Annotated in this window: 20 protein-coding genes; 17 read left to right on the top strand and 3 right to left on the bottom strand. The window is 59.2% G+C overall.

Annotation, left to right across the window (positions count from 1 at the left end):
- On the bottom strand, window positions 1-903 hold the full coding sequence (locus tag RTQ46_RS05880) for a LysR substrate-binding domain-containing protein (RefSeq protein WP_312435195.1): 903 nt from the start codon (window positions 901-903) through the stop codon (window positions 1-3).
- On the bottom strand, window positions 903-1,661 hold the full coding sequence (locus RTQ46_RS05875) for a 5'-methylthioadenosine/adenosylhomocysteine nucleosidase (protein ID WP_312435194.1): 759 nt from the start codon (window positions 1,659-1,661) through the stop codon (window positions 903-905). Before RTQ46_RS05875 ends, RTQ46_RS05880 begins: the two co-directional genes overlap by 1 nt.
- A gap of 1,439 nt (window positions 1,662-3,100) precedes the next feature.
- Here RTQ46_RS05875 and RTQ46_RS05870 point away from each other — a divergent pair.
- The 7 genes from RTQ46_RS05870 (at window position 3,101) to RTQ46_RS05840 (ending at window position 11,827) form a co-directional block, all read left to right on the top strand.
- Window positions 3,101-4,738, top strand: a complete 1,638-nt coding sequence (locus RTQ46_RS05870) for a GMC family oxidoreductase (RefSeq protein WP_312435193.1) — start codon at window positions 3,101-3,103, stop codon at window positions 4,736-4,738.
- 121 nt (window positions 4,739-4,859) lie between these two features.
- Window positions 4,860-5,630: an ABC transporter ATP-binding protein gene (locus RTQ46_RS05865; RefSeq protein ID WP_094443584.1), complete on the top strand. Its 771-nt coding sequence runs from the start codon at window positions 4,860-4,862 to the stop codon at window positions 5,628-5,630.
- Entirely contained in the window at window positions 5,630-6,352 is a 723-nt protein-coding gene (locus RTQ46_RS05860) for an ABC transporter ATP-binding protein (RefSeq protein ID WP_312435192.1), read from the top strand. The genes RTQ46_RS05865 and RTQ46_RS05860 overlap by 1 nt, the downstream gene beginning before the upstream one ends.
- 49 nt (window positions 6,353-6,401) lie before the next feature.
- On the top strand, window positions 6,402-7,610 hold the full coding sequence (locus RTQ46_RS05855; protein WP_312435191.1) for an ABC transporter substrate-binding protein: 1,209 nt from the start codon (window positions 6,402-6,404) through the stop codon (window positions 7,608-7,610).
- Window positions 7,611-7,774: 164 nt separating this feature from the next.
- Window positions 7,775-8,659 (top strand): branched-chain amino acid ABC transporter permease, encoded by an 885-nt coding sequence (locus RTQ46_RS05850; RefSeq protein ID WP_312435190.1) that lies wholly within the window; start codon window positions 7,775-7,777, stop codon window positions 8,657-8,659.
- 31 nt (window positions 8,660-8,690) lie between these two features.
- The gene (locus RTQ46_RS05845) at window positions 8,691-9,671 is read left to right on the top strand and encodes a branched-chain amino acid ABC transporter permease (protein WP_312435189.1); all 981 of its coding nucleotides are present in this window, start codon (window positions 8,691-8,693) and stop codon (window positions 9,669-9,671) included.
- A 95-nt stretch (window positions 9,672-9,766) separates the two neighbouring features.
- Window positions 9,767-11,827, top strand: coding sequence for a 3-hydroxybutyrate oligomer hydrolase family protein (locus RTQ46_RS05840; protein ID WP_312435188.1), 2,061 nt, complete (start codon window positions 9,767-9,769; stop codon window positions 11,825-11,827).
- Window positions 11,828-11,920: 93 nt separating this feature from the next.
- Here the strand turns inward: RTQ46_RS05840 and RTQ46_RS05835 are convergent, their stop codons facing one another.
- Window positions 11,921-13,078: an iron-containing alcohol dehydrogenase gene (locus RTQ46_RS05835; RefSeq protein WP_312435187.1), complete on the bottom strand. Its 1,158-nt coding sequence runs from the start codon at window positions 13,076-13,078 to the stop codon at window positions 11,921-11,923.
- Between the two features lie 238 nt (window positions 13,079-13,316).
- On the opposite strand from RTQ46_RS05835, the gene mnmG reads away from it, so the two are divergent.
- From mnmG to atpA, 10 genes are all read left to right on the top strand, one after another.
- Complete coding sequence (gene mnmG / locus RTQ46_RS05830; protein WP_312435186.1) at window positions 13,317-15,266, top strand: tRNA uridine-5-carboxymethylaminomethyl(34) synthesis enzyme MnmG; 1,950 nt, start codon at window positions 13,317-13,319, stop codon at window positions 15,264-15,266.
- Window positions 15,263-15,907: a 16S rRNA (guanine(527)-N(7))-methyltransferase RsmG gene (gene rsmG / locus RTQ46_RS05825; protein ID WP_312435185.1), complete on the top strand. Its 645-nt coding sequence runs from the start codon at window positions 15,263-15,265 to the stop codon at window positions 15,905-15,907. The genes mnmG and rsmG overlap by 4 nt, the downstream gene beginning before the upstream one ends.
- 186 nt (window positions 15,908-16,093) lie before the next feature.
- Window positions 16,094-16,864, top strand: coding sequence for an AAA family ATPase (locus RTQ46_RS05820; protein ID WP_312435184.1), 771 nt, complete (start codon window positions 16,094-16,096; stop codon window positions 16,862-16,864).
- 145 nt (window positions 16,865-17,009) lie between these two features.
- Window positions 17,010-17,891 carry a ParB/RepB/Spo0J family partition protein gene (locus RTQ46_RS05815; RefSeq protein ID WP_312435183.1) on the top strand — a complete coding sequence of 294 codons (882 nt, stop codon included), beginning with the start codon at window positions 17,010-17,012 and terminating at the stop codon, window positions 17,889-17,891.
- Between the two features lie 214 nt (window positions 17,892-18,105).
- Window positions 18,106-18,462, top strand: coding sequence for an ATP synthase subunit I (locus RTQ46_RS05810; protein WP_312435182.1), 357 nt, complete (start codon window positions 18,106-18,108; stop codon window positions 18,460-18,462).
- Between the two features lie 51 nt (window positions 18,463-18,513).
- On the top strand, window positions 18,514-19,323 hold the full coding sequence (gene atpB / locus RTQ46_RS05805) for a F0F1 ATP synthase subunit A (RefSeq protein ID WP_312435181.1): 810 nt from the start codon (window positions 18,514-18,516) through the stop codon (window positions 19,321-19,323).
- 62 nt (window positions 19,324-19,385) lie between these two features.
- Entirely contained in the window at window positions 19,386-19,664 is a 279-nt protein-coding gene (gene atpE / locus RTQ46_RS05800; RefSeq protein ID WP_071080009.1) for a F0F1 ATP synthase subunit C, read from the top strand.
- A 43-nt stretch (window positions 19,665-19,707) separates the two neighbouring features.
- The gene (locus RTQ46_RS05795) at window positions 19,708-20,178 is read left to right on the top strand and encodes a F0F1 ATP synthase subunit B (protein WP_312435180.1); all 471 of its coding nucleotides are present in this window, start codon (window positions 19,708-19,710) and stop codon (window positions 20,176-20,178) included.
- Window positions 20,179-20,180: 2 nt separating this feature from the next.
- The gene (locus tag RTQ46_RS05790; RefSeq protein WP_312435179.1) at window positions 20,181-20,726 is read left to right on the top strand and encodes a F0F1 ATP synthase subunit delta; all 546 of its coding nucleotides are present in this window, start codon (window positions 20,181-20,183) and stop codon (window positions 20,724-20,726) included.
- Window positions 20,727-20,804: 78 nt separating this feature from the next.
- Window positions 20,805-22,346: a F0F1 ATP synthase subunit alpha gene (gene atpA, locus RTQ46_RS05785; protein ID WP_312435178.1), complete on the top strand. Its 1,542-nt coding sequence runs from the start codon at window positions 20,805-20,807 to the stop codon at window positions 22,344-22,346.
- Window positions 22,347-22,405: the final 59 nt, after the last annotated feature.

Genomic DNA, 22,405 nt, shown 5'->3' with positions numbered 1-22,405 from the left:
TTATATATCTGCCGCGCAGCTCGCCACCAATAATTCCCGCAGCCAGCGGTGGCCGGCATCGCGGTGCGTGCGTTCATGCCAGGCCATCACCTTGGTGAAACCAAGAATGGCCAGCGGCGGTGTGCTGATCGCCAGGCCATCCGTTTCGGCCACCAGACGACGCGGCACCACCGCCATCAGCTCGCTGGCGCGCAAAATTTCGGGCAGGATCAAAAAGGATTGCACCGACAGCGCCACATGGCGTTGCCGGCCCAGCAGCGCCAGCGCCGTGTCGGTGACGCCGCTGAAATGGCTGCCCGCATACGACACCAGCGCGTGTTCCAGGGCGCAAAACTGATCGAGCGACAAGGCCTGCCCGGCGGCAGGATGATCCGCGCGCATGACGCACACATACTGTTCTTCAAATAACTGGCGCGCATGCAAGTCCGGCGGCGTGCTGGCCGGCGTGACCAGCGCCAGATCGATCTCGGCCCGCTCCAGCTGGGCCTGCACCTGGCCATCGACTACCGGTACCAGCGCCACGCGGATACCGGGCGCCTGCCGCTTGAGCGCCGTCAGGAACGGCACGGCGATCGCGCGCAAGGCGTAATCGGTGGCGGCGATCCTGACCGTCATGCTGGAACTGGCCGGATCGAAAGACCCTGTCTGCAGCATCGCGTCGATCTCGGCCAGCACCCGTTTCACGGGCTGCGCCAGGTCCAGCGCCCGCTGCGTCGGCACGATGCCGCGCTGGGCGCGCACGAACAGGGGATCGTCAAAACTTTCGCGCAGGCGCACCAGTATGCCGCTCAGCGCCGGCTGCGTCAGCGACAGCCGGTTGGCGGCGCGCGTGACGTGGCACTCATCGAGCAGCACATCGAGCGCTTTGAGCAGATTGAGGTCGAGCTGGCGCAAGTTGTTCATCAGGAAGCCAGGCGCCAGCACAGATTGCGGATGGTGCCAAACGCATAACGCGAAGCGACGCTTTGCACGAAGCGCATGAAGTCGACGGCCGCCTCTTCATTGGCGTTGTCCGACACCGTGCGCATGACCGCATACGGCACGCCCAGTTCAAAACACACTTGCGCCACGGCCGCGCCTTCCATTTCCACCGCCAGCAGATCCGGGATCGCGGCTTTCAGCTGGTTGACATGCGCGGCGCTGCCGATGAACTGGTCGCCGCTGGCGATCAGGCCCCGGTGTACTCGCGGTTGCTGCAAGCCGAATGCCTGAATTTCCAGCGGATCGAGCACCAGCCGGGCATCGCTGCGCAAAAAATCGTCTGCGGCGCCAGCCAGCTGCTCGCTCAGTGGCAGGTCGCTGGCAAAGCGCTGCAGGCCGGTCAGCGGCACCTCGAAGCGGGGGAATAACGGACGCGCATCCATATCGTGCTGCAGCAGCGCTTCGGCCACCACGATATCGCCAACCTTGACCAGTTTGTCGCCACTGCCGGCCACGCCCGTGAAGACGATGTGGGTAACTCCGAACTTTTCCACAAGCAAAGTCGCCGTCATGGCTGCGGCAACCTTGCCTATACGCGACAGGACGCACACAGCGTCGATATTCCACAGCAACCCAAGGGTGTAGTCGCGCATGCCGTGCGACAGCGTGGTGGCCCCTTGCATGGCTTCCATCAGCCCCTGCTGTTCTTCGTGCAGGGCGCTGATGATGCCAAGACGCATTTTTTTTGCTGGATTCATGCTGTTTTCACTGGTTTTGATGTCTGGAAGACAAAAATTGCGTTGAACAGAGCCGTTCAAGCGACTTTTCCACTGTCTGCGTTTGTCTCTGTGTTTTAAATAAAGATGTATACATAAAAATAGTAGTGATAGTAAACGACGATTTTTCTGTGGATAAGTCGGTATACCTGCACGTTAACAACAACTTGGCCTGCAAAAAAGTCGCTGCATAAGCATTGTATCGAGGCAGGACTTATTTGGGATAAAAGTTCGCCTGTGGACAAAGAACGAGTTTTCCCACATCTCATCCTGTGGATATGCAGGCAGTTATCCACACTGGTTGGAAAAAATCGCGATTTTTTTGCTTGCATACCAACTTTGCTGGCCATCAGTGTTGTCGTTGCAAGGCTCAACCAGGCATGCATATCGCCGCCAGTTTTTTGATGGTCGACCTGAGAGTCGTCACGGATTTCCTGAAGACGGTTTTGCAGTACCTGCTCGAGTCGGCGTGGACGTCTTTTTTTTGTGCAGTTTTTGCATGCTTTTTGAAACTATCCCCGGACTTCCGCGTTTTTCATCGGTTTACAATAGATCTATATATAAAAATAGTAGTAATAGTAAACGCGGATTTTTCTGTGGATAAGTCGATTTTTTTCAACAGGATCAATCGTTTACGCGAAAAAAAAAGCCTGCATAAACCGTGTATCGGCAAAGGAGCAAAATTGTATAAAATGGCCGCCTTTGCATAACTTCGTGTTTACGCACAAGTCATCCTGTGGATATCAAGTGAGTTATCCACAATCGTTCTGAAAATCCCCTTTTTTCGTGTGTGAGCCCAGCTGCCGGCATGGCCGTCAGCCTGGAAGGTCGCGTCCGGCTTTTTTGCAAAACGGTTTGGCAAGGAAGGTCGCGTTGTGTTGGCCACGCGGGTTTTGCCTGCTCAGCGTTGACGCGGTTTTTTTTGAAGGCAAGTGACCTGGATCAGTATTGAACCGGCAAGGCCAGAAAAGTGTGCATCATCGGGTTTACTCTACAAGACTGTATACAAGAATAGTAATAGTAGTTAACGCAGGTACTTTCCTGTGGATAAGTACAGATTTATCCTTGTAAACAAAAACTTGGCGCGCGTATAAACACTGGGTAAGCGCTGTATGGTGCCGTAACAGTTTTGGGACAAAAAAATCGCCTCTGAAAAAATTTTCGTTTACGCACATATCGTACCTGTGGATATCCATACACTTATCCACAGAGGAGGGAGGGCAGTTTGTGCCGTTTTTTTGAGCGCTATTGCGTGCCTGGGCAATTAATGTCGCGCTCGAAAGCTCACTGGTGGTAATCTGGTTTCCGACTCAACAGTCATGCACGAACACAGACTCTGGTAATGGCAAGCGGCGACGAGACACGCCGCGCACCCTCGAAGGTACATACCGAAAGGAGCTTCATTGGAATCGGCAGGCGAATACGACTACATCATCATCGGTGGCGGTACGGCAGGCTGCGTGCTGGCCAACCGGCTCACGCGCGACAAGGACGCCACCGTATTGCTGGTGGAAGCAGGCGGCAAGGACGATTACGTGTGGATCCATATCCCCGTCGGCTACCTGCATTGCATCGGCAATCCGCGCACGGACTGGTTGTATGCGACGGAAAACGACGCGGGCCTCGGTGGCCGCAGCCTGATTTATCCACGCGGAAAAGTACTGGGCGGCAGTTCCTCGATCAACGGCATGATCTACATGCGCGGCCAGGCCCAGGATTACGACCGCTGGGCCGAAGTGACGGGCGACGCCTCCTGGCGCTGGGACCAGGTGCTGCCATTGTTCAAGCAAAGCGAGGATTATCACGGCGGCGCGTCCGCCAGCCACGGCGTGGGCGGCGAATGGCGCGTGGAAAAACAGCGCTTGTCGTGGGATATCCTCAATGCCTTTCGCGATGCGGCCGAGCAGGTCGGGATTCCGAAAACGGCCGATTTCAATGGCGGCGACAACAGCGGCAGCAGCTATTTTGACGTCAACCAGCGCCGCGGCATCCGCTGGAATACCTCGAAAGCATTTTTGAAACCGGCCTCGCGCCGGCCCAATCTGACCATCATGACCGGTTGCCACGTGGAACGGCTGCAGATTGACACATCGGACCATGGCCCGCGCTGCACCGGCATCACGTTTACGGGCGGCGGCACGCAGTGGCAGGCCACGGCCCGGCGCGAAACCGTGCTGACCGCCGGCGCCATCGGCTCGCCCCATCTGCTGCAATTGTCCGGCATCGGACCGGCCGCCCTGTTGCGCCAGCATGGCATAGCTCCGATGGTGGACGCGCCTGGCGTGGGCGGCAATCTGCAGGATCACTTGCAGCTGCGCATGGTGTACAAGGTGCAGGGTGTCAAGACCTTGAACATGATGGCCGGCAATCTGCTGGGCCGCATGCAGATCGGCCTGCAATATGCGCTGTTCCAGAGCGGGCCGATGTCGATGGCGCCGTCGCAGCTGGGCGCGTTCGCCAGGTCCGATCCCGGCCAGGCCACGCCCAATCTGCAGTATCACGTGCAGCCCTTGTCGCTCGACAAATTCGGTACACCGCTGCATGCATTTCCCGCGTTTACGGCCAGCGTCTGCAACCTGCGCCCGACCTCGCGCGGCCAGGTGCAGCTCGCTTCGCATGACAGCTATGCGGCGCCAAAGATTGCCCTCAATTACCTGAGCACGCCGGAAGACCGCCAGGTGGCGGCCGATGCCATACGCCTGACGCGCAGCATCGTGGCCGCCCCGGCCTTGAAAGCGTATGCGCCGCAGGAATACAAACCTGGCATGCAATACCAGACGCAACAGGAGCTGGCGCAGGCGGCCAGCGAGATCGGCACGACGATTTTCCACCCGGTCGGCACCTGCCGCATGGGCCTGCCCAGCGACCCCTTGTCCGTGGTCGACAGCCAGTTGCGCGTGATCGGGGTGGGCGGCTTGCGCGTGGTCGATGCGTCCATCATGCCCTTCATTACCTCGGGCAACACCAACTCGCCGACCGTAATGATCGCGGAAAAAGCGGCGCAAATGATACAAAACAGCTGGCAATCGCGCACTGTCTGACCTTGCTTGCACCATGATAGCGACGGGAAAATCCCCGTAGTTATACTGTATTGTGCGGCAAATTCAAGTTGTGTATTATAAAAAAAACTAAGTAGTACAAAAAGTACAACTAGGAGACACGATGTCCAACATCATCTTGGAAACAAGAAGCTTGACCAAGGAATTCAAGGGTTTCACCGCTGTCAGCGATGTGAACCTGAAAGTGGAGCGTGGCCATATCCACGCCTTGATCGGCCCGAACGGGGCCGGCAAGACCACGTGCTTTAACCTGCTCACCAAATTCCTGGTTCCCACGTCCGGACAGATCCTGTTCAATGGGAAAGATATTACCGCCGCCAAACCGGCGCAGATCGCCCGCATGGGCGTGATCCGCTCGTTCCAGATTTCCGCTGTGTTTCCTCACCTGTCGGTGCTGCAGAATGTGCGCATCGGCCTGCAGCGTCAGCTCGGCACCTCGTTTTACTTCTGGCAAAGCGAACGGGCGCTGAACCAGCTCAACGACCGTGCCATGGCCTTGCTGGCCGAAGTGGACCTGACCGAATTTGCCGACACCATCACGGTCGATATGCCGTATGGCCGCAAGCGCGCGCTCGAGATCGCCACCACCCTGGCGATGGAGCCGGAAATGATGCTGCTCGACGAGCCAACGCAGGGCATGGGCCATGAAGACGTGCACCGCGTGACGGAGCTGATCAAGAAAGTCTCGGCCGGCCGCACGATTCTGATGGTGGAGCACAACATGAGCGTGGTGTCGGGCATCTGCGACAAGATTTCCGTGCTGCAGCGCGGCGCCATGCTGGCCGAAGGCAGCTATGCGGAAGTGTCGCGCAATCCGCAGGTGATGGAAGCGTACATGGGCACCACCCACGCCGAACTGGAAGGGGCGCATTGATGACGTCGACAAACAAAGCGCCCGCGCTGGAAATTTCACAGCTGCACACCTGGTATGGCGAATCGCACATCCTGCACGATGTGAATCTGAAAGTGGAGCAGGGCGAGGTGGTCACTTTGCTGGGCCGCAATGGCGCCGGCCGCACCACCACCCTGCGCGCGATCATGGGCCTGACGGGCGCGCGCACCGGCTCGATCAAGGTCGACGGCGTGGAAGCGATCGGTTTGCCGACGCACAAAATCGCCCACCTGGGCATCGGCTATTGTCCCGAGGAGCGCGGTATTTTTTCGTCGCTGTCGGCGGAAGAAAACCTGATGCTGCCACCGACGCTGGCCAGCGGCCAGAAGGGCATGTCGGTGGCGGAGATCTACGCCATGTTCCCCAACCTGCAGGAGCGCCGCCACAGCCAGGGCACGCGCTTGTCCGGCGGCGAGCAGCAGATGCTGGCCGTAGCGCGCATCCTGCGCACGGGCGCGCGGCTGCTGCTGCTCGATGAAATCTCGGAAGGCCTGGCACCCGTCATCGTGCAGGGGCTGGCGCGCATGATCACCACCCTGAAAGCGAAGGGATACACCATCGTCATGGTGGAGCAGAATTTCCGGTTTGCCGCGCCGCTGGCGGACCGGTTTTATGTGATGGAGCACGGTCAGATCGTCGAGACTTTTGCTGCATCCGAACTGGAGGCCAAGATGCCGGTCCTGACCGAGCTGCTTGGCGTGTAGTGCGAGCGATCGAATTCAATAGCAAACAATAATTTCCAACGGAGACACCATGAAACGTAACGCTATCGCCATTGCCACCGCTGCCCTGTGCGCAGTGGGCTTTTCCTCCTTCGCTCACGCCCAGGTATCGGGCGACACCATCAAGATCGGTTTTATTTCGGACATGTCGGGCGTGTATTCCGACGTCGATGGCTTGGGCGGCGCCGAAGCCATCAAGATGGCGATCGCCGACGCCGGCGTGGTCATCGCTGGCAAGAAAGTGGAATTCATTTCCGCCGACCACCAGAACAAGGCCGACATCGCCGCCTCCAAGGCGCGCGAATGGTTCGACCAGCAGGGCGTCGACATGCTAATCGGCGGCACCAACTCGGGCGCCAGCCTGGCCATGGCCAAGGTGGCGGCCGAAAAGAAAAAGATTTTCGTCGCCATCGGCGCGGGCTCGTCGCGCCTGACCAATGAAGAATGCACGCCGTACACCGTGCATTACGCCTACGACACGGTGGCGCTGGCGCGCGGCACCGGCGGCACCATCGTCAAGCAGGGCGGCAAGAACTGGTACTTCATGACGGCCGATTATGCATTCGGCCACTCGCTGGAAAAAGACACGGCCGAAGTGGTCAAGGCGGCCGGCGGCAAGGTGCTGGGCAGCGTCAAGCATCCGCTGGGCGCCTCGGACTTTTCTTCGTTCCTGCTGCAGGCGCAAGGCGCCAAGCCGCAGATCCTGGGCCTGGCCAATGCCGGCGGCGACGCCATCAACAGCATCAAGGCGGCCAATGAATTCGGCGTGTCGAAAACCGTCAAGCTGGCGGGCTTGCTGATCTTTATCAACGACATCCATTCGCTGGGCCTGAACCTGACGCAGGGTATGTACCTGACCGATGGCTGGTACTGGGACCTGAATCCGGAAACGCGCGCCTGGTCGAAACGCTATTTCGACAAGATGAAGAAAGAGCCGTCGATGCTGCAGGCTGGCGACTACTCGGCCGCCGCCAACTACCTGAAAGCCGTCAAGGCGATTGGTACCGACGATTCCGACAAAGTCATGGCCTACCTGAAAAAGACCAAGATCAACGACATGTTCACCAAGAATGGCGAAATTCGTCCCGACGGCCGCATGGTGCACGATATGTACCTGATGGAAGTGAAAAAGCCGGCCGAGTCGAAATACCCGTGGGATTACTACAAGGTGGTGGCCACCGTGCCGGGTGCGCAAGCGTACCTGACCAAGGCCGAATCGAAGTGTTCGCTCTGGAAATAAGTTAAACGGAACTGCCCGCCTGGCCCATGCCACGCGGGCAGTTCCGCCATGGCCGCTCGTTCCGGCTCGCCATGCTTCACCTTGCGCCGCCCTGCCCAGGCAGGATGGCGTGTCTCCCTTGATACCGCACCGTCGTCCGGCGGTGCTTTTTATACTGTGATGCCATGGAAATTTTCGGCGTTCCATTACAAGCGATGATGAGCCAGCTGCTGCTGGGTCTCGTCAACGGCTCGTTCTATGCCATGTTGTCCCTCGGTCTGGCCGTCATCTTCGGCCTGCTCAACGTCATTAATTTCTCGCACGGCGCCATGTACATGATGGGCGCGTTCCTGGCCTGGATGGGGCTCAGCTATTTCGATATCAATTACTGGGCCATGCTGGTGATCGCACCGATTATCGTCGGCGCGTTCGGCATCCTGATCGAAAAAACCATGCTGCGCTGGCTGTACAAGCTCGACCATTTATACGGTTTGCTGCTGACCTTCGGCATCACGCTGATTGTCGAAGGCGTGTTTCGCTCCTTCTACGGCGTGTCGGGCCAGCCGTATGCCGTGCCGGAACTGCTGGCCGGCGCCACCGATCTCGGCTTCATGATCCTGCCGAATTACCGCGCCTGGGTCGTGGTCGCCTCGCTGGTCGTGTGCCTGGCGACCTGGTTCGTGATCGAAAAAACCAAGCTCGGCGCCTACCTGCGGGCCGGCACGGAAAACCCGAAACTGGTGGAAGCGTTTGGCATCAATGTGCCGCTGATGGTGACCCTGACGTTTGGCTTCGGCGTGGCGCTGGCCGGCTTTGCCGGCGTGCTGGCCGCACCGATCATCCAGGTCTCGCCGCTGATGGGCTCGAACCTGATCATTGTCGTGTTCGCCGTGGTGGTGATCGGCGGCATGGGTTCCATCCTGGGCTCGATCCTGACCGGTCTCTGCCTGGGCGTGATCGAAGGCCTGACCCGCGTGTTCTACCCGGAAGGCTCGGCCACCGTGGTGTTCGTGGTGATGGTGATCGTGCTGCTGCTGCGTCCGGCCGGCCTGTTCGGCAAAGAAAAGTAATCCTCATCAGTCATGTATTGGAGCAATCACGATGAATAAGAATGTAGGCTACGCAATCGCCCTGGCGCTGGCGCTGGCCGCACCGTTTTACGGCTACCCGGTCTTCCTGATGAAGTTGCTGTGCTTTGCCCTGTTTGCCTGCGCCTTCAATCTGCTGATCGGCTATACCGGTCTGCTGTCGTTCGGCCATGCGGCCTTCTTTGGCGGCGCCGGCTATGTCACCGGCTATGCGCTGCGCACCTGGGGCTGGCCGACCGAACTGGGCCTGCTGGCCGGCGTCGCCACCGGCGCTTTCCTGGGACTGGTGATGGGCGGCCTGGCGATCCGCCGCCAGGGCATCTACTTCACCATGATCACGCTGGCCCTGGCACAGATGGTGTACTTCCTGGCGCTGCGTTTGCCTTTCACGGGCGGCGAAGATGGGCTGCAGGGTGTTCCACGTGGAACGTTATTGGGCACGATCGACCTGGGCAACGACACGGTGCTGTACTACGTGGTGCTGGCCATCTTCATCGCCGGCTTTGCCCTGATCGTGCGCACCATTCACTCGCCGTTCGGCCAGGTGCTGAAAGCGATCAAGGAAAACGAACCGCGCGCCATCTCGCTCGGCTACGACGTCAACAAGTACAAGCTGACGGCCACCGTGCTGTCGGCTTCCTTGGCGGCACTGGCCGGCGCCACCAAGACGCTGGTACTGGGCTTTGAAACGCTGACCGACGTCTACTGGGGCATGTCGGGCCTGGTCGTGCTGATGACGCTGGTCGGCGGCATGGGGACATTGGCCGGCCCGATCCTGGGTGCGGTATTGATCATTGCGCTGGAAAACAAGCTGGGCGACCTGGGCACTTTCCTGGCCACGCATACGGGTGTGGAGTGGTTCGGGACCTTGGGCGAATCGGTGGGCATCGTGACGGGGATTATTTTCGTGATCTGCGTGTTGATGTTCCGGCGCGGCATCGTGGGCGAGGCGATCGCCCGCTTCGGCGGCAGGGCAGTCAAGCCTGCCGCCTGATTGGGAAGTAGCAAGCAAGGCCGGACGCAAGTCCGGCTTTTTTTATCTGGAGACAGTTTTTTTAGCGTTACCTCATCAATGAATGGAGAACAGCTATGACCGCAACAACCATGCGCACCGGCGGTGGCCTGTGCACATTACTTTTACTGGCCGCGTGCGGCAGCAATCACCGGGCCGAAGAGCTGAACCAGCTGCCCGGCTACCTGGGCACGATCACGCGCCTGGACGTCGATGGCAAGACCAATGACCTGCTGACAGCTGGCCTCGGCAAGACAGGGCTGGCCGCCGCCGCTCCCGCGTATGCGGACGCCGAACATCCGACCGCTGCCGAACTGCGCCGTAATGCGATTCACGCCAATTACCGCGCCGTGCTCGATATTGCCGCCAGCAGCGGCTACGGCACCCTGTACGGTCCCAACGTGGATGCCAATGGCGTGGTCGGCAGCGGCGAAGGATTGATCGCCGGCAGCGAGTACGTGGCATATGCCGACGATGGCACGGGCAAGAAAAATGTCACGCTGATGGTGCAGGTCCCAAGCACCTTCGATCCGGAGCGCGCCTGCATCGTGACGGGCACCTCGAGCGGCTCGCGCGGCATCTACGGCGCCATCGGCAGCTCCGGCGAATGGGGCCTGAAAAAAGGCTGCGCCGTGGCCTATGCGGACAAGGGTTCCGGTACCGGCCTGTATGTGTTCGAGGACGACAGCGTCAACCTGCAGAACGGCCTGCGCGCCACGCGCACGTCTGCCGGCAAGAACGCCATCTTCGCACCGGACCTGTCGGACACCGAGCGCGCCGCCTTTGCCAGCGCCAACCCGAACCGCATCGCCTTCAAGCACGCGCACTCGCAGCAGAACCCGGAAAAGGACTGGGGCAAGGCCACCTTGCAGGCAGTCGAGTTTGCCTACTATGTGCTGAACGAGCGCCATGGCGTGGTGGCGCGCGACGGCACCTCGCACCTGGTGCGCCTGACGCCGAAGAACACCATCACCATCGCGTCGAGCATTTCCAATGGCGCCGGCGCGGCGCTGCTGGCGGCCGAGCAGGACACCAAGGGGCTGATCAGCGGCGTGGCCGCCAGCGAACCGCAGGTGCAGCCGCAGCCATCGACCGCCTACAGCGTGCGGCAGGGCAGTGTGACGGTCGCCAGTCCGGGCCGCGCGCTGTTCGACTACGCCACGTACGCAGCGCTGTACCAGCCCTGCATCGCCTCGGTGGCCGGCAATGCCGGACGCTGCATGGCGCTGGCCGCCAAGGGCTTGCTCAATGGCGGCGACCTGGCATCGCAACAGCAGGATGCGAAACGGCGCCTGCAGGCGTATGGCTGGCTGATTGATTCCGATCCGCTGCAGGCGTCGCACGCGGGCACGAATATTCTGGTGGCCGTCACCTACGCGTATGCCTACGGAAAATTTTCCGTGACGGATAAAGTCTGCGGTTTCAGCTTTGCACAGACCGATGCGCTGGGCAGTCCCGTCGCCTATACCAATGCACAGAAGGCGGCCAGCTTTGCCACGCAGAACGGCATTCTCGGCAATGTACTCTACGAGAATGCTGCCGGTGGCGCGCGCGTATATACCGCCGCGGTGTCGCCGTCGAGCAACCTGGCCGACCAGGCGCTCGACGGCTTCCTGTGCCTGCGCAGCCTGGCAACGGGTGTGGATGCTGTCAGCGGGGTGGCGTTGACGGGCACGCTGGCCACGCAAAGCACGCGCGTGCGCGCCGGCATGGCCGAGGTGCAGGCCACGGGCAAGCTGAACGGAAAACCGGCGATTATCGTGCAGGGCCGCAGCGACACCTTGATTCCTGTCAATCACGCGTCGCGCGCCTACCTGGGCCTGAACGCCGTGGCCGAAGGCGCGAACAGCAAGCTGCGCTATATCGAGGTGACCAACGCCAACCACTTCGACTCCTTCAGCAGCGCCTTGCCGACGCTGATCGTGCCTTTGCACGTGTATCTGAACCGCGCACTGGACGCCATGTATCTGCATCTGAAAAGCAGCCAGGCCTTGCCGCCATCGCAGGTGGTGCGCACCGTCACGCGGACGGACGCCAGCACGGTGATCACCAACGTCAATCTGCCGGCCATCGCGGCGGCGCCGGTGGCAGGCAATGCCATTACACTGACGGGAACGGCGGTGAACATCCCTGACTAACTGTGCACGGTAAAAAAAATGGCCACGTTTCACGTGGCCATTTTTTATTGATCTGCTGGCGCAGGTCCGCACGTCCTGTATGCGGCTGTCAGCTCACCATGCCGCCGCATAGATCGCGCGGGCATCCGTCAGCGTGACAGGCCGGGGATTATTGCCCAGCAAGCGCGTCTGCAACATGGCAGCCTCGGCCAGAGCATCCAGGTCGCTTTCCGCAATCCCCACTTCTCTCAGCGTGCGCACGATGCCGGTCTCGGCCGCCAGCGCCTGCATCGCATCGATCATTGCCTGTGCGCGTGCGTCCTCGCTGCCGCTGGCGTGGGGCGCAACAATGGAAGCCAGCTGTGCATACAGCGGCGCCGCATGGGACAGGTTAAAGCGCAGCACATGCGGCAGTACCAGCGCATTCGACAAGCCATGGGGCACGTGGAACATGCCGCCGATCGGATAGGCGAGGGCATGCACAGCCGCCACCGGGGCATTGGAAAACGCCTGGCCCGCCAGGGTGGCGCCCAGCAGCATGGCTTGTCGCGCTGCCAGATCCTGGCCATTGCGGCAGACACGCGCGAGGTTTTGTGACAGCAGCGTCAACGCCTGCTGCGCCAGAATGTCGGACAAGGGGTTCTTCAGGTGCGCGCTGGTATACGCTTCGATTGCATGCACCATCGCATCGATACCGGTGGCGGCGGTAATCGCCGGTGGTAAGCCCAAAGTCAGGTTGGCGTCGAGAATGGCCAAGTCCGCATACAGCTGCGGCGCCACCACGCCCATCTTGCTGGTGGCGCCAGTCGTGACTATCGAGATATTCGTCACTTCCGATCCCGTGCCTGCCGTAGTCGGTATTTGTACCAGCGGCAGCCGCTGGCCCTGCACCTTGCCGATACCGTACATATCGGCTAGCTGCTGGTGGCCGGGCGCCAGCACGGCGATCAGCTTGGCCACATCCATCGAGCTGCCGCCGCCCAGACCGATGACCAGTTCCACGTGAAACAATTGCGCCTGCGCGACGGCAGCCATGACCACCGCTTCGGGCGGATCGGCCTGCACGTCGGCGTAGACGTGGACCTCGATGCCTGCGTCCCGCAAGCTGCGCAGCGGCGTCTCCACCAGGCCCGTGTTGAGAAAGCCGGGATCGGTAACCAGCAGAGCGCGCTTTACCTCAGGAAAATGCTGCCGGATATAGGCGCCCAACTGCGCGCTGGCGCCTGGTTCGCTGATCAGATGGGGGACGGTTCGGAATTGGAATACTGACATGCTGACTCCTGAATAAAGGATACAGCGAGCTTACTCCGCTTTTCAGTCATCGGCTTGTTCCACGTGAAACCTGACCGTGGTCTTGCTGGCACTGATCAACCGTTGTTCCACGTGGAACAGGCAAACGCTGTTTGCTTGTCTACTGAGTAAAAATTAAGCAAAAAATGACCCGTAAAAAGTTATGGCCGCAAAAAGACTCTATAATCGGAGCTCACTCCTCGCATTTTTCTAATTACTCATGTTATTTCCTACAGAATTCGACGTCATCGTCGTCGGTGGTGGTCACGCCGGTACCGAGGCGGCACTCGCTTCCGCCCGCATGGGGCAGAAGACGCTTTTGCTGACCCATAATATCGAGACCCTGGGCCAGATGTCGTGCAACCCGTCCATCGGCGGCATCGGCAAGGGCCACCTGGTCAAGGAAGTCGACGCCATGGGCGGCGCGATGGCAATTGCCACCGACGAGTCCGGCATCCAGTTCCGCATCCTGAACTCCTCGAAAGGCCCGGCAGTTCGCGCCACGCGCGCCCAGGCCGACCGTATTCTTTACAAGGCCGCGATCCGCTCGCGCCTGGAAAACCAGCCCAACCTGTGGCTGTTCCAGCAGGCCGTCGACGACCTGATCGTCGAAGGCGACCGCGTGGTCGGCGCCGTGACGCAGATCGGCCTGAAGTTCCTGGCCCGCGCCGTGGTGCTGACGGCGGGCACTTTCCTCGACGGCAAGATCCACGTTGGCCTGAACAACTACTCGGCCGGCCGTGCCGGCGACCCGCCGGCAATTTCTTTATCGGCGCGCCTGAAAGAACTGAAGCTGCCGCAGGGCCGCCTGAAGACCGGCACGCCGCCGCGCATCGACGGGCGCAGCATCGACTTTTCCGTGATGCAGGAACAGCCTGGCGACCTCGATCCGGTACCTGTCTTCTCGGTAATGGGCAACACATCCATGCACCCGAAACAGGTGCCATGCTGGATCACGCACACCAACAGCCAGACGCACGACATTATCCGCGCCGGCCTGGATCGCAGCCCCATGTATACAGGCGTGATCGAAGGCGTCGGTCCCCGTTATTGCCCGTCGATCGAAGACAAGATCCACCGCTTTGCCGGCAAGGAATCGCACCAGATTTTCCTGGAACCGGAAGGCTTGAGCACGCACGAATTCTATCCGAACGGCATCTCGACCAGCCTGCCGTTCGACGTGCAGATTGCCCTGGTGCGCTCGATGAAAGGCATGGAAAACGCGCATATCCTGCGCCCCGGCTATGCCATCGAATACGATTATTTCGACCCGCGTGGCCTGAAAGCGTCACTGGAAACCAAGGTCGTGGCAGGGCTGTTTTTTGCCGGCCAGATCAATGGCACCACGGGCTACGAGGAAGCGGCCGCGCAAGGCATGCTGGCCGGCATCAATGCCGCGCTGCTGACGCAAGGCAAGGAATCGTGGACGCCAGGCCGCTCCGAGGCGTACCTGGGCGTGCTGGTCGACGACCTGATCACGCAGGGTGTGCAGGAGCCGTACCGCATGTTTACCAGCCGCGCCGAGTACCGCCTGAGCCTGCGTGAAGACAATGCCGACATGCGCTTGACGGAAATCGGCCGGGCCCTGGGCTGCGTCGGCGATGTGCAGTGGGAAGCGTTCGAGCGCAAGCGCGAAGCCGTCGCCGTGGAACTGGAACGCCTGCGTTCCACGTGGGTCAATCCGCGCATCCTGGCCGCGGCCGAATCGGAGCGCATCGTTGGCCAGGCCATCGAGCGCGAATACTCGCTGGCCGACCTGCTGCGCCGCCCGAACGTGGCCTACGACACGCTGATGAGCATGACCGGCGTCGAAGGCCAGGCCCTGGCCGGCCCCGGCGTGGAAGACCCGGCGGTGCGCGAGCAGGTGGAAATCCAGCTCAAATACGCGGGCTATATCGAGCGCCAGACCAAGGAAATCGAGCGTCACGAACACTATGAGAACCTGGCCTTGCCGCAGGGTTTCAACTACCTCGATATCGCCGCCCTGTCGGTCGAAGTGCGCCAGAAACTCGACAAGCAGCGCCCCGAAACCCTGGGCCAGGCATCGCGCATTTCCGGCGTCACGCCGGCCGCCATTTCGCTGTTGCTGGTACACCTGAAAAAACGCGGATTCGGCGCAGGTCAGGCCGGCATACAGACCACTACTTTACAGGACGAGGTTGTTGAATGAAGCAGTTTGACCGGGCCGCATTGGCCCAGATTTTGAATGATGGTATTGCCGCGCTGGCGCTGGACCTGGGCGCGGAGCAGGCTGAAAAACTGCTCGATTATCTGGCTTTACTGGCCAAGTGGAACAGCGTCTACAACCTGACCTCGGTGCGCGATCCGATGCAGATGCTGACCCTGCATGTGCTCGACTCGCTGGCTGCCGTGCCGGCGTTTGCAGAGGCGAAAAACGTCCTCGACGTGGGCGCCGGCGGCGGCCTGCCAGGCATGGTGCTGGCGATCGCGCGGCCGGACGTCAAGGTGTCGATGATCGACACGGTGCACAAGAAAACCGCGTTTTTGACGCAAGTGAAGGCAGAGCTGGGCCTGGCCAACGTGACGGTGTACACCAAGCGCGTGGAGCAGCTGGAAGTGAAGCAGAAATTCGACGTGATCACCTCGCGCGCGTTTGCCGACCTGTCCGACTTCGTCAACTGGTCCAATCACGTACTGGAGGAGGGCGGGCAATTCATTGCCTTGAAGGGGGTGGCCCCGCCAGACGAGCGCGAGCGACTCCCGGCAGACTGGAAAGTGACGAAATTGCAGCCTATCCAGGTTCCAGGGCTAAATGCAGAGCGTCATCTGGTCTTTATAGCAAGAATTTAAGAACTGAAATTTAAACGATGTAAATCGTATAAACGGTATAAATCGTTTATACGATATAAACTATATAAATCGTATAAACAGTATAAATTGTATATATTGTATAAATAAAATAAACAGTATAAATCGTTTCGGTGGGTTGCCGGGACGCGACCATGCAGTGCGCATCCATTTACAATTAGAAGATACATGGCCAAAATTTTTTGTGTAGCAAATCAAAAGGGTGGTGTTGGTAAAACCACAACAAGCGTCAACCTGTCCGCCGGCCTGGCCAAGCTGAACCAGCGCGTGCTGCTGGTCGACCTGGACCCGCAAGGCAATGCCACCATGGGCGCCGGCATCAACAAGGCCGGTCTCGCTGCCTCGACCTATGAAGTGATGCTGGGCGAGTCCGATGTCAAAACGGCACGCCAGCGTTCGGAGACAGGCCGCTTCGACGTGCTGCCGTCGAACCGCGAGCTGGCCGGCGCCGAAGTGGAGATGGTGGAACTGGACCGCCGCGAGAGCCGTCTGAAGGATGCGCTGGCCGAAGTCGACAGCGAATACGACTTCATCCTGGTCGATTGTCCGCCGGCGCTGTCGATGCTGACCTTGAATGGCTTGTGCGCCGCGCATGGCGTGATCATCCCGATGCAGTGCGAGTACTACGCGCTGGAAGGTTTGTCCGACCTGGTCAACACCATCAAGAAGGTGCATGCCAACCTGAACCCGGAACTGAAGATCATCGGCCTGTTGCGCGTGATGTTCGATCCGCGCATGACATTATCGCAACAAGTGTCGGCCCAGCTGGAACAGCACTTCGGCGACAAGGTCTTCAAGACCATTATCCCGCGCAACGTGCGACTGGCCGAGGCACCGTCGTACGGGTTGCCTGGCGTCAACTTCGACCCCAGCTCGAAAGGCGCGCAGGCGTATATCGCGTTTGGCGCCGAGATGGTCGAGCGCATCAAGCATATGTAAACAGAGCAGGACAGACCCGCAGCATCGGGGTCCGACCCTTCGGGTCATACCCCTGCTTCTGCAGTTGGGTTGATACTTTATTAACCCTAAGAAAAATACTGGGGTCGGACCCGAAGGGTCCGACCCCTAAGCTAGTTAGGACAGCATGGCTACCAAAAAATTAAAAGGACTGGGCCGCGGCCTCGACGCCCTGTTGGGCGGCGGCGACTTCGCCAGTCCGGAAGTGAATACTCCGACAACGTTGCCGGTCACGCAAATGCAGGCCGGCAAATACCAGCCGCGCACGCGCATGGACGAGGGCGCCTTGAATGAACTGGCCGCCTCGATCAAGGCGCAGGGTTTGATGCAGCCGATCCTGGTGCGTCCGATCGGCCAGGATACGTTGAGCGGACTTGTCAAATATGAAATCATCGCCGGCGAACGGCGTTTCCGCGCCTCGCAGCTGGCGGGGCTGACGGAAGTGCCGGTACTGGTGCGCGATGTCGACGACCTGGCCGCCGCGGCCATGGCGCTGATCGAGAATATCCAGCGCGAAGACCTGAACCCGCTGGAAGAAGCGCAGGGCATCCACCGCCTGATTACGGACTTCAGTTTTACCCATGAGCAAGCGGCCACTGCGGTCGGACGCTCGCGCAGTGCTGTGTCCAACCTGTTGCGCCTGATGAATCTGGCCGCTCCCGTGCAGACCATGCTGATGGCCGGCGACATCGACATGGGCCATGCGCGCGCACTGCTGGCGGTGGATGCGGCCAGCCAGATCAACCTGGCCAACCAGGTGGTGGCGAAGCGGCTGTCGGTACGCGAAACGGAAAAACTGGTGACAAAAACCGTCGAAGAAGCGGCCAACCCGATAGAGCCGCGCGTAAAAGAGAAGTCGGGCGACATCGCGCGGCTGGAAGAAGAGCTGTCCGATGCGCTGGCAACCCCGGTGGTATTCAAGATGGGCAACAAAGGGCGTGGCCAATTGGTGATTGATTTTGCCGATCTTGACGTACTGGACGGTTTGTTAAGCCGTTTGCGTGGTTAAATGGCGGGTTGCTAACACGGGCGCCAGCGGCGCGGCAAGCCGCTTTGCCATATGTTGGTGCAAATCGCCGCGAAGTGTCGGTAAAGCGTCTGTTTCATGCTGCAATTGCCCTGCAGCGGTGCGCCAACGTTTGACTCTGTATATCAAAGCCAACTATAATCCCGTGTCTTTGCGTGTGTAGATTTTTCCGGGAACTTGGTAATTGAGTGATTCGATGCAAAACATTGCCAAGCCGGTCTACAAAGTAGTTGCCTTGCAGCTAGCAATCGTGATCAGCTTTGCCACTGTTACCCTGTTTTTTGGTGGCAGTAACCGAGGCTGGTCCGCCGCAGTTGGCGGTGCAATCGCCGTCATTGGCAGCGTGGCATATGCCATGCTGGTCGTTCGCGGCTCCAGCGACGCCAAAAAGGCTTTTCGTGCGCACGTGCGCGCGGAAGCGGTGAAAATATTTATCACAGCGGTGCTGTTTATATTGGCACTGGTGTTGTTTCAGTCGGCCGCCTGGTTATGGCTGATCTTGGGTTTCGCGGTGGCAACCTTAGCATACTGGTTTTCATTGCTCGCTGTTTAATCATTGGTTTTAGGGCCTGTTGTGCTCTGAAACGACAAATCTAAATTCATTATGACCACAGAACACGCTATTGAAGCGGGCCATGCTGCCCCGGCCAACGCCACAGAATACATCAGCCACCACTTGGCCCACTTGAAAAGCGCCGATGGCGCCTACAATCTGGACACCTTCTGGGTGTCGGCCATCCTGGGCTTTGTATTCCTTGCCGTTTTCTACATGGCTTCGCGCCGCGCGACCGCCGGTGTTCCTGGCAAGCTGCAAAACTTCGTCGAAATGATCATGGAAATGGTCAATGAGACTATCAATGGGGCCTTTCACGCAAAAAGCAAGATCATCGCGCCACTGGCCATCACGATTTTCGTGTGGGTCTGGTTGCTGAACGCGATGGACTTCCTGCCGGTTGACCTGTTGCCGAAAGTATTGAGCTGGTTCGGCGTGCACAAGCTGCGCGTGGTACCGACTGCCGACGTGAACCATACATTTGCGATGTCGTTCTCGGTGGTTCTGTGCATTATCGCTTTCTCCGTCAAGGCCAAGGGCCTGGGCGGCTGGATCAAGGAATTGTTCACGGCGCCGTTCCACGCCAGTGGCATTGTCGGCACGATCTTGCTGGCACCAGTTAATTTCCTGCTGCAAATGGTTGAGTTGGTTGCAAAACTGATCTCCCTGTCGCTGCGACTGTTCGGCAATATGTATGCCGGCGAACTGATTTTCATCTTGATCGCGTTGTTGCCTTGGTGGGCACAGTGGGCGTTGGGTGGTCCATGGGCAATTTTCCATATCTTGATTGTAACTTTGCAAGCTTTTGTGTTTATGGCGTTGACGGTTGTGTATCTGAGCCTTGCGGTTGAGAAGCATTAATCAGCAACTTTATATTTTGTTTTTTAGTTAGTACCTTTCGTTTTTAAATTTAGGAGAATTTTATGCAAGCTCTGATCGCACAAGTACAAAGCATGACCGTTCTGGCAGCAGCAATCATCATCGGCCTGGCCGCAATCGGTACCGCTTTGGGCTTCGCTATCTTGGGTGGTAAATTCCTGGAAGCTTCGGCACGTCAACCAGAACTGATGCCACAACTGCAAACCAAACTGTTCGTTATCGCTGGTCTGCTGGATGCTATCTCGATGATCGGCGTTGGTATCGCTCTGCTGTACACGTTCGCTAACCCGTTCCTGTCGGCTCTGACCGCTGTTGCTCAGTAATTCGCTCCAACCCTAGGAGAAACTTTTAGTCAGGAGCAAAGGTATGGACATCAATATGTCGCTCATCGGCCAGATGATCACCTTCGCGGTGTTGGTCTGGTTCTCGATGAAGTTCGTATTTCCAGCGCTGAACACAGCGCTGGATGAGCGTGCCAAACGAATCGCGGATGGATTGGCTGCGGCCGATCAAGGTCAGGCTTCGATGGCTGTCGCTGAAAAGCGTGCGCAAGAAGCATTGAATGGTGCACGTGAAGAAGCGTCGCAACGTGTTGCGGACGCTGAAAAGCGCGCCCAGCTGGTTGCTGAAGAGATCAAGCAAAATGCCCAGGCTGAAGCAGCGCGTATCATTGCGCAAGCCCAGTCCGACGCCGAGCAGCAACTGTCGAAAGCACGCGAACAATTGCGCGCTCAGGTGGCTGACCTGGCGATCAAGGGTGCCGAGCAGATCTTGAAACGTGAAGTAAACCCAACGGCTCACGCCGAAATGTTGCAGCGTCTTGCTGTCGAGCTGTAATCATGGCAGAACTCGCAACCGTCGCCCGTCCCTACGCGGAAGCTTTGTTCCGCGTAGCCCAAGCTGGTAAGGAGTCAAGCAACCTCGCGGCGTGGTCCGAACTGGTGTCCGAATTGGCCCAGGTTGGCAGCCACCCCGAGGTACAGGCGTACGCGCGCAATCCGAAAGTTTCGGAAAGCGACGTCGCCGCCACCATCCTGTCGTTGTTGAAATCGCCGCTCAACGAAGAAGTCAAAAACTTCGTGACCCTGTTGATCGAAAATGGCCGCATCAGCCTGCTGCCGGAAATCGGCGCGCAATTCCACCTGTTGAAAAACAGCCTGGAAGGTGCGGCTGACGCCGAGATCACGAGCGCTTTCGATCTGAGCGAAGGCCAAACGGCCGAGCTGGTCGCAACGCTGGAAAAGAAATTCAGTCGTAAGCTCAACCCTGCCGTCACAGTGGATCCATCGCTGCTCGGCGGCGTGCGCGTGGTTGTTGGCGACCAGGTGCTCGACACATCGGTGCGCGCCAAGCTGCAGCAACTGCACGCTGCTCTGGTGTCGTAAGACACGCGCTTCGGCAGGCCAGCTAAGACAGACCCTTACCCCTCGCGCAAGCTGAGAGAAACACTTTTAGGAGTTAGTATGCAACTCAACCCATCTGAAATCAGCGAGTTGATCAAGAGCCGGATCCAAGGTCTTGATGGCGGCGCTGAAGTGCGTAACCAAGGCACGGTCATTTCCGTCGCCGACGGTATCTGCCGCATCCACGGCCTGTCGGACGTGATGCAAGGCGAGATGCTGGAATTCCCGGGCAACACGTTCGGCCTGGCGATGAACCTGGAGCGCGACTCCGTCGGTTCCGTGATTCTGGGTGCTTACGAGCACATCTCCGAAGGCGACACGGTGAAATGCACCGGCCGCATTCTGGAAGTGCCGGTCGGTCCTGAACTGCTGGGCCGCGTGGTCAACGCGCTGGGTCAGCCGATCGACGGCAAAGGCCCGGTCGAAGCGAAAATGACGGCCGCGATCGAAAAAATCGCACCGGGCGTGATCGCCCGTGAATCCGTTTCGCAACCAATGCAAACCGGCCTGAAGTCGATCGATGCGATGGTTCCAGTTGGCCGCGGCCAGCGCGAACTGATCATCGGCGACCGTCAAACCGGTAAATCGGCCGTGGCGATTGATGCGATCATCAATCAAAAAGGCCAGGGCATGAAATGTATCTACGTCGCGATTGGCCAGAAGGCCTCGTCGATCAAGAACATCGTGCGCTCGCTGGAACAGCACGGCGCGATGGAATACACCATCGTTGTCGCCGCTTCCGCTTCGGAATCGGCCGCCATGCAATACATCTCGCCGTACTCGGGTTGCGCCATGGGCGAATACTTCCGTGACCGCGGTGAAGATGCACTGATCGTCTACGATGACCTGTCCAAGCAAGCTGTTGCTTACCGTCAGATCTCGCTGCTGCTGCGCCGTCCACCAGGTCGCGAAGCGTACCCAGGCGACGTGTTCTACCTGCACAGCCGTCTGCTGGAACGCGCAGCGCGCGTGAACGCCGACTACGTCGAGAAGTTCACCAACGGCGCCGTGACCGGCAAGACCGGTTCGCTGACGGCACTGCCGATCATCGAAACGCAAGCAGGCGACGTGTCGGCCTTCGTGCCAACCAACGTGATTTCGATTACCGACGGTCAGATCTTCCTGGAAACGTCGTTGTTCAACGCCGGTATCCGTCCTGCAATTAACGCCGGTATTTCCGTATCGCGCGTCGGTGGCGCCGCCCAGACCAAGGTCATCAAAAACCTGTCCGGCGGTATCCGTACCGACCTGGCGCAGTACCGTGAGCTGGCCGCGTTTGCGCAGTTCGCATCGGACCTGGACGAATCGACCCGCAAGCAGCTGGACCGTGGTGCCCGCGTAACGGAATTGCTCAAGCAAGCCCAGTACTCGCCACTGTCGATCTCGCTGATGGCTGTCTCGCTGTTCTCGGTGAACAAGGGCTTCATGGACGACGTGCCAGTCAAGCAAGTGCTGTCGTTCGAAGCAGGCGTCCACGCTTACATGAAAACCAAGCAAGCTGCTCTGCTGGCCAAGATCGAAGAAACCAAGCAACTCGACAAAGACAGCGAAGCAACTCTGTCGGCGGCCATTGCTGATTTCAAGAAATCCGGCGCATATTAAGCGGCCAGGCGGCGCCCGCCTCGAGTGAGGCGCCGCCCTACGCGCAGAAGGAGTAAGGA

Origin of the sequence: Janthinobacterium sp. (genome assembly GCF_031995485.1) — a bacterium.
Lineage (GTDB): Bacteria > Pseudomonadota > Gammaproteobacteria > Burkholderiales > Burkholderiaceae_D > Janthinobacterium.
The sequence above is the reverse complement of the archived record's forward strand: the minus strand, read 5'-3'. Positions and strand labels throughout refer to the sequence as shown.

Bases quoted from the DNA above. Each gene is read 5' to 3' on its own strand.
- RTQ46_RS05855 (WP_312435191.1), top strand. From the start codon at position 6,402: ATGAAACGTAACGCTATCGCCATTGCCACCGCTGCCCTGTGCGCAGTG.
- RTQ46_RS05875 (WP_312435194.1), bottom strand. From the start codon at position 1,661: ATGCGTCTTGGCATCATCAGCGCCCTGCACGAAGAACAGCAGGGGCTG.
- mnmG (WP_312435186.1), top strand. From the start codon at position 13,317: ATGTTATTTCCTACAGAATTCGACGTCATCGTCGTCGGTGGTGGTCAC.
- RTQ46_RS05820 (WP_312435184.1), top strand. From the start codon at position 16,094: ATGGCCAAAATTTTTTGTGTAGCAAATCAAAAGGGTGGTGTTGGTAAA.
- RTQ46_RS05795 (WP_312435180.1), top strand. From the start codon at position 19,708: ATGGACATCAATATGTCGCTCATCGGCCAGATGATCACCTTCGCGGTG.
- atpB (WP_312435181.1), top strand. From the start codon at position 18,514: ATGACCACAGAACACGCTATTGAAGCGGGCCATGCTGCCCCGGCCAAC.
- RTQ46_RS05790 (WP_312435179.1), top strand. From the start codon at position 20,181: ATGGCAGAACTCGCAACCGTCGCCCGTCCCTACGCGGAAGCTTTGTTC.
- atpE (WP_071080009.1), top strand. From the start codon at position 19,386: ATGCAAGCTCTGATCGCACAAGTACAAAGCATGACCGTTCTGGCAGCA.
- RTQ46_RS05810 (WP_312435182.1), top strand. From the start codon at position 18,106: ATGCAAAACATTGCCAAGCCGGTCTACAAAGTAGTTGCCTTGCAGCTA.
- atpA (WP_312435178.1), top strand. From the start codon at position 20,805: ATGCAACTCAACCCATCTGAAATCAGCGAGTTGATCAAGAGCCGGATC.
- RTQ46_RS05835 (WP_312435187.1), bottom strand. From the start codon at position 13,078: ATGTCAGTATTCCAATTCCGAACCGTCCCCCATCTGATCAGCGAACCA.
- RTQ46_RS05840 (WP_312435188.1), top strand. From the start codon at position 9,767: ATGACCGCAACAACCATGCGCACCGGCGGTGGCCTGTGCACATTACTT.
- RTQ46_RS05880 (WP_312435195.1), bottom strand. From the start codon at position 903: ATGAACAACTTGCGCCAGCTCGACCTCAATCTGCTCAAAGCGCTCGAT.
- rsmG (WP_312435185.1), top strand. From the start codon at position 15,263: ATGAAGCAGTTTGACCGGGCCGCATTGGCCCAGATTTTGAATGATGGT.
- RTQ46_RS05865 (WP_094443584.1), top strand. From the start codon at position 4,860: ATGTCCAACATCATCTTGGAAACAAGAAGCTTGACCAAGGAATTCAAG.
- RTQ46_RS05860 (WP_312435192.1), top strand. From the start codon at position 5,630: ATGACGTCGACAAACAAAGCGCCCGCGCTGGAAATTTCACAGCTGCAC.
- RTQ46_RS05850 (WP_312435190.1), top strand. From the start codon at position 7,775: ATGGAAATTTTCGGCGTTCCATTACAAGCGATGATGAGCCAGCTGCTG.
- RTQ46_RS05815 (WP_312435183.1), top strand. From the start codon at position 17,010: ATGGCTACCAAAAAATTAAAAGGACTGGGCCGCGGCCTCGACGCCCTG.
- RTQ46_RS05845 (WP_312435189.1), top strand. From the start codon at position 8,691: ATGAATAAGAATGTAGGCTACGCAATCGCCCTGGCGCTGGCGCTGGCC.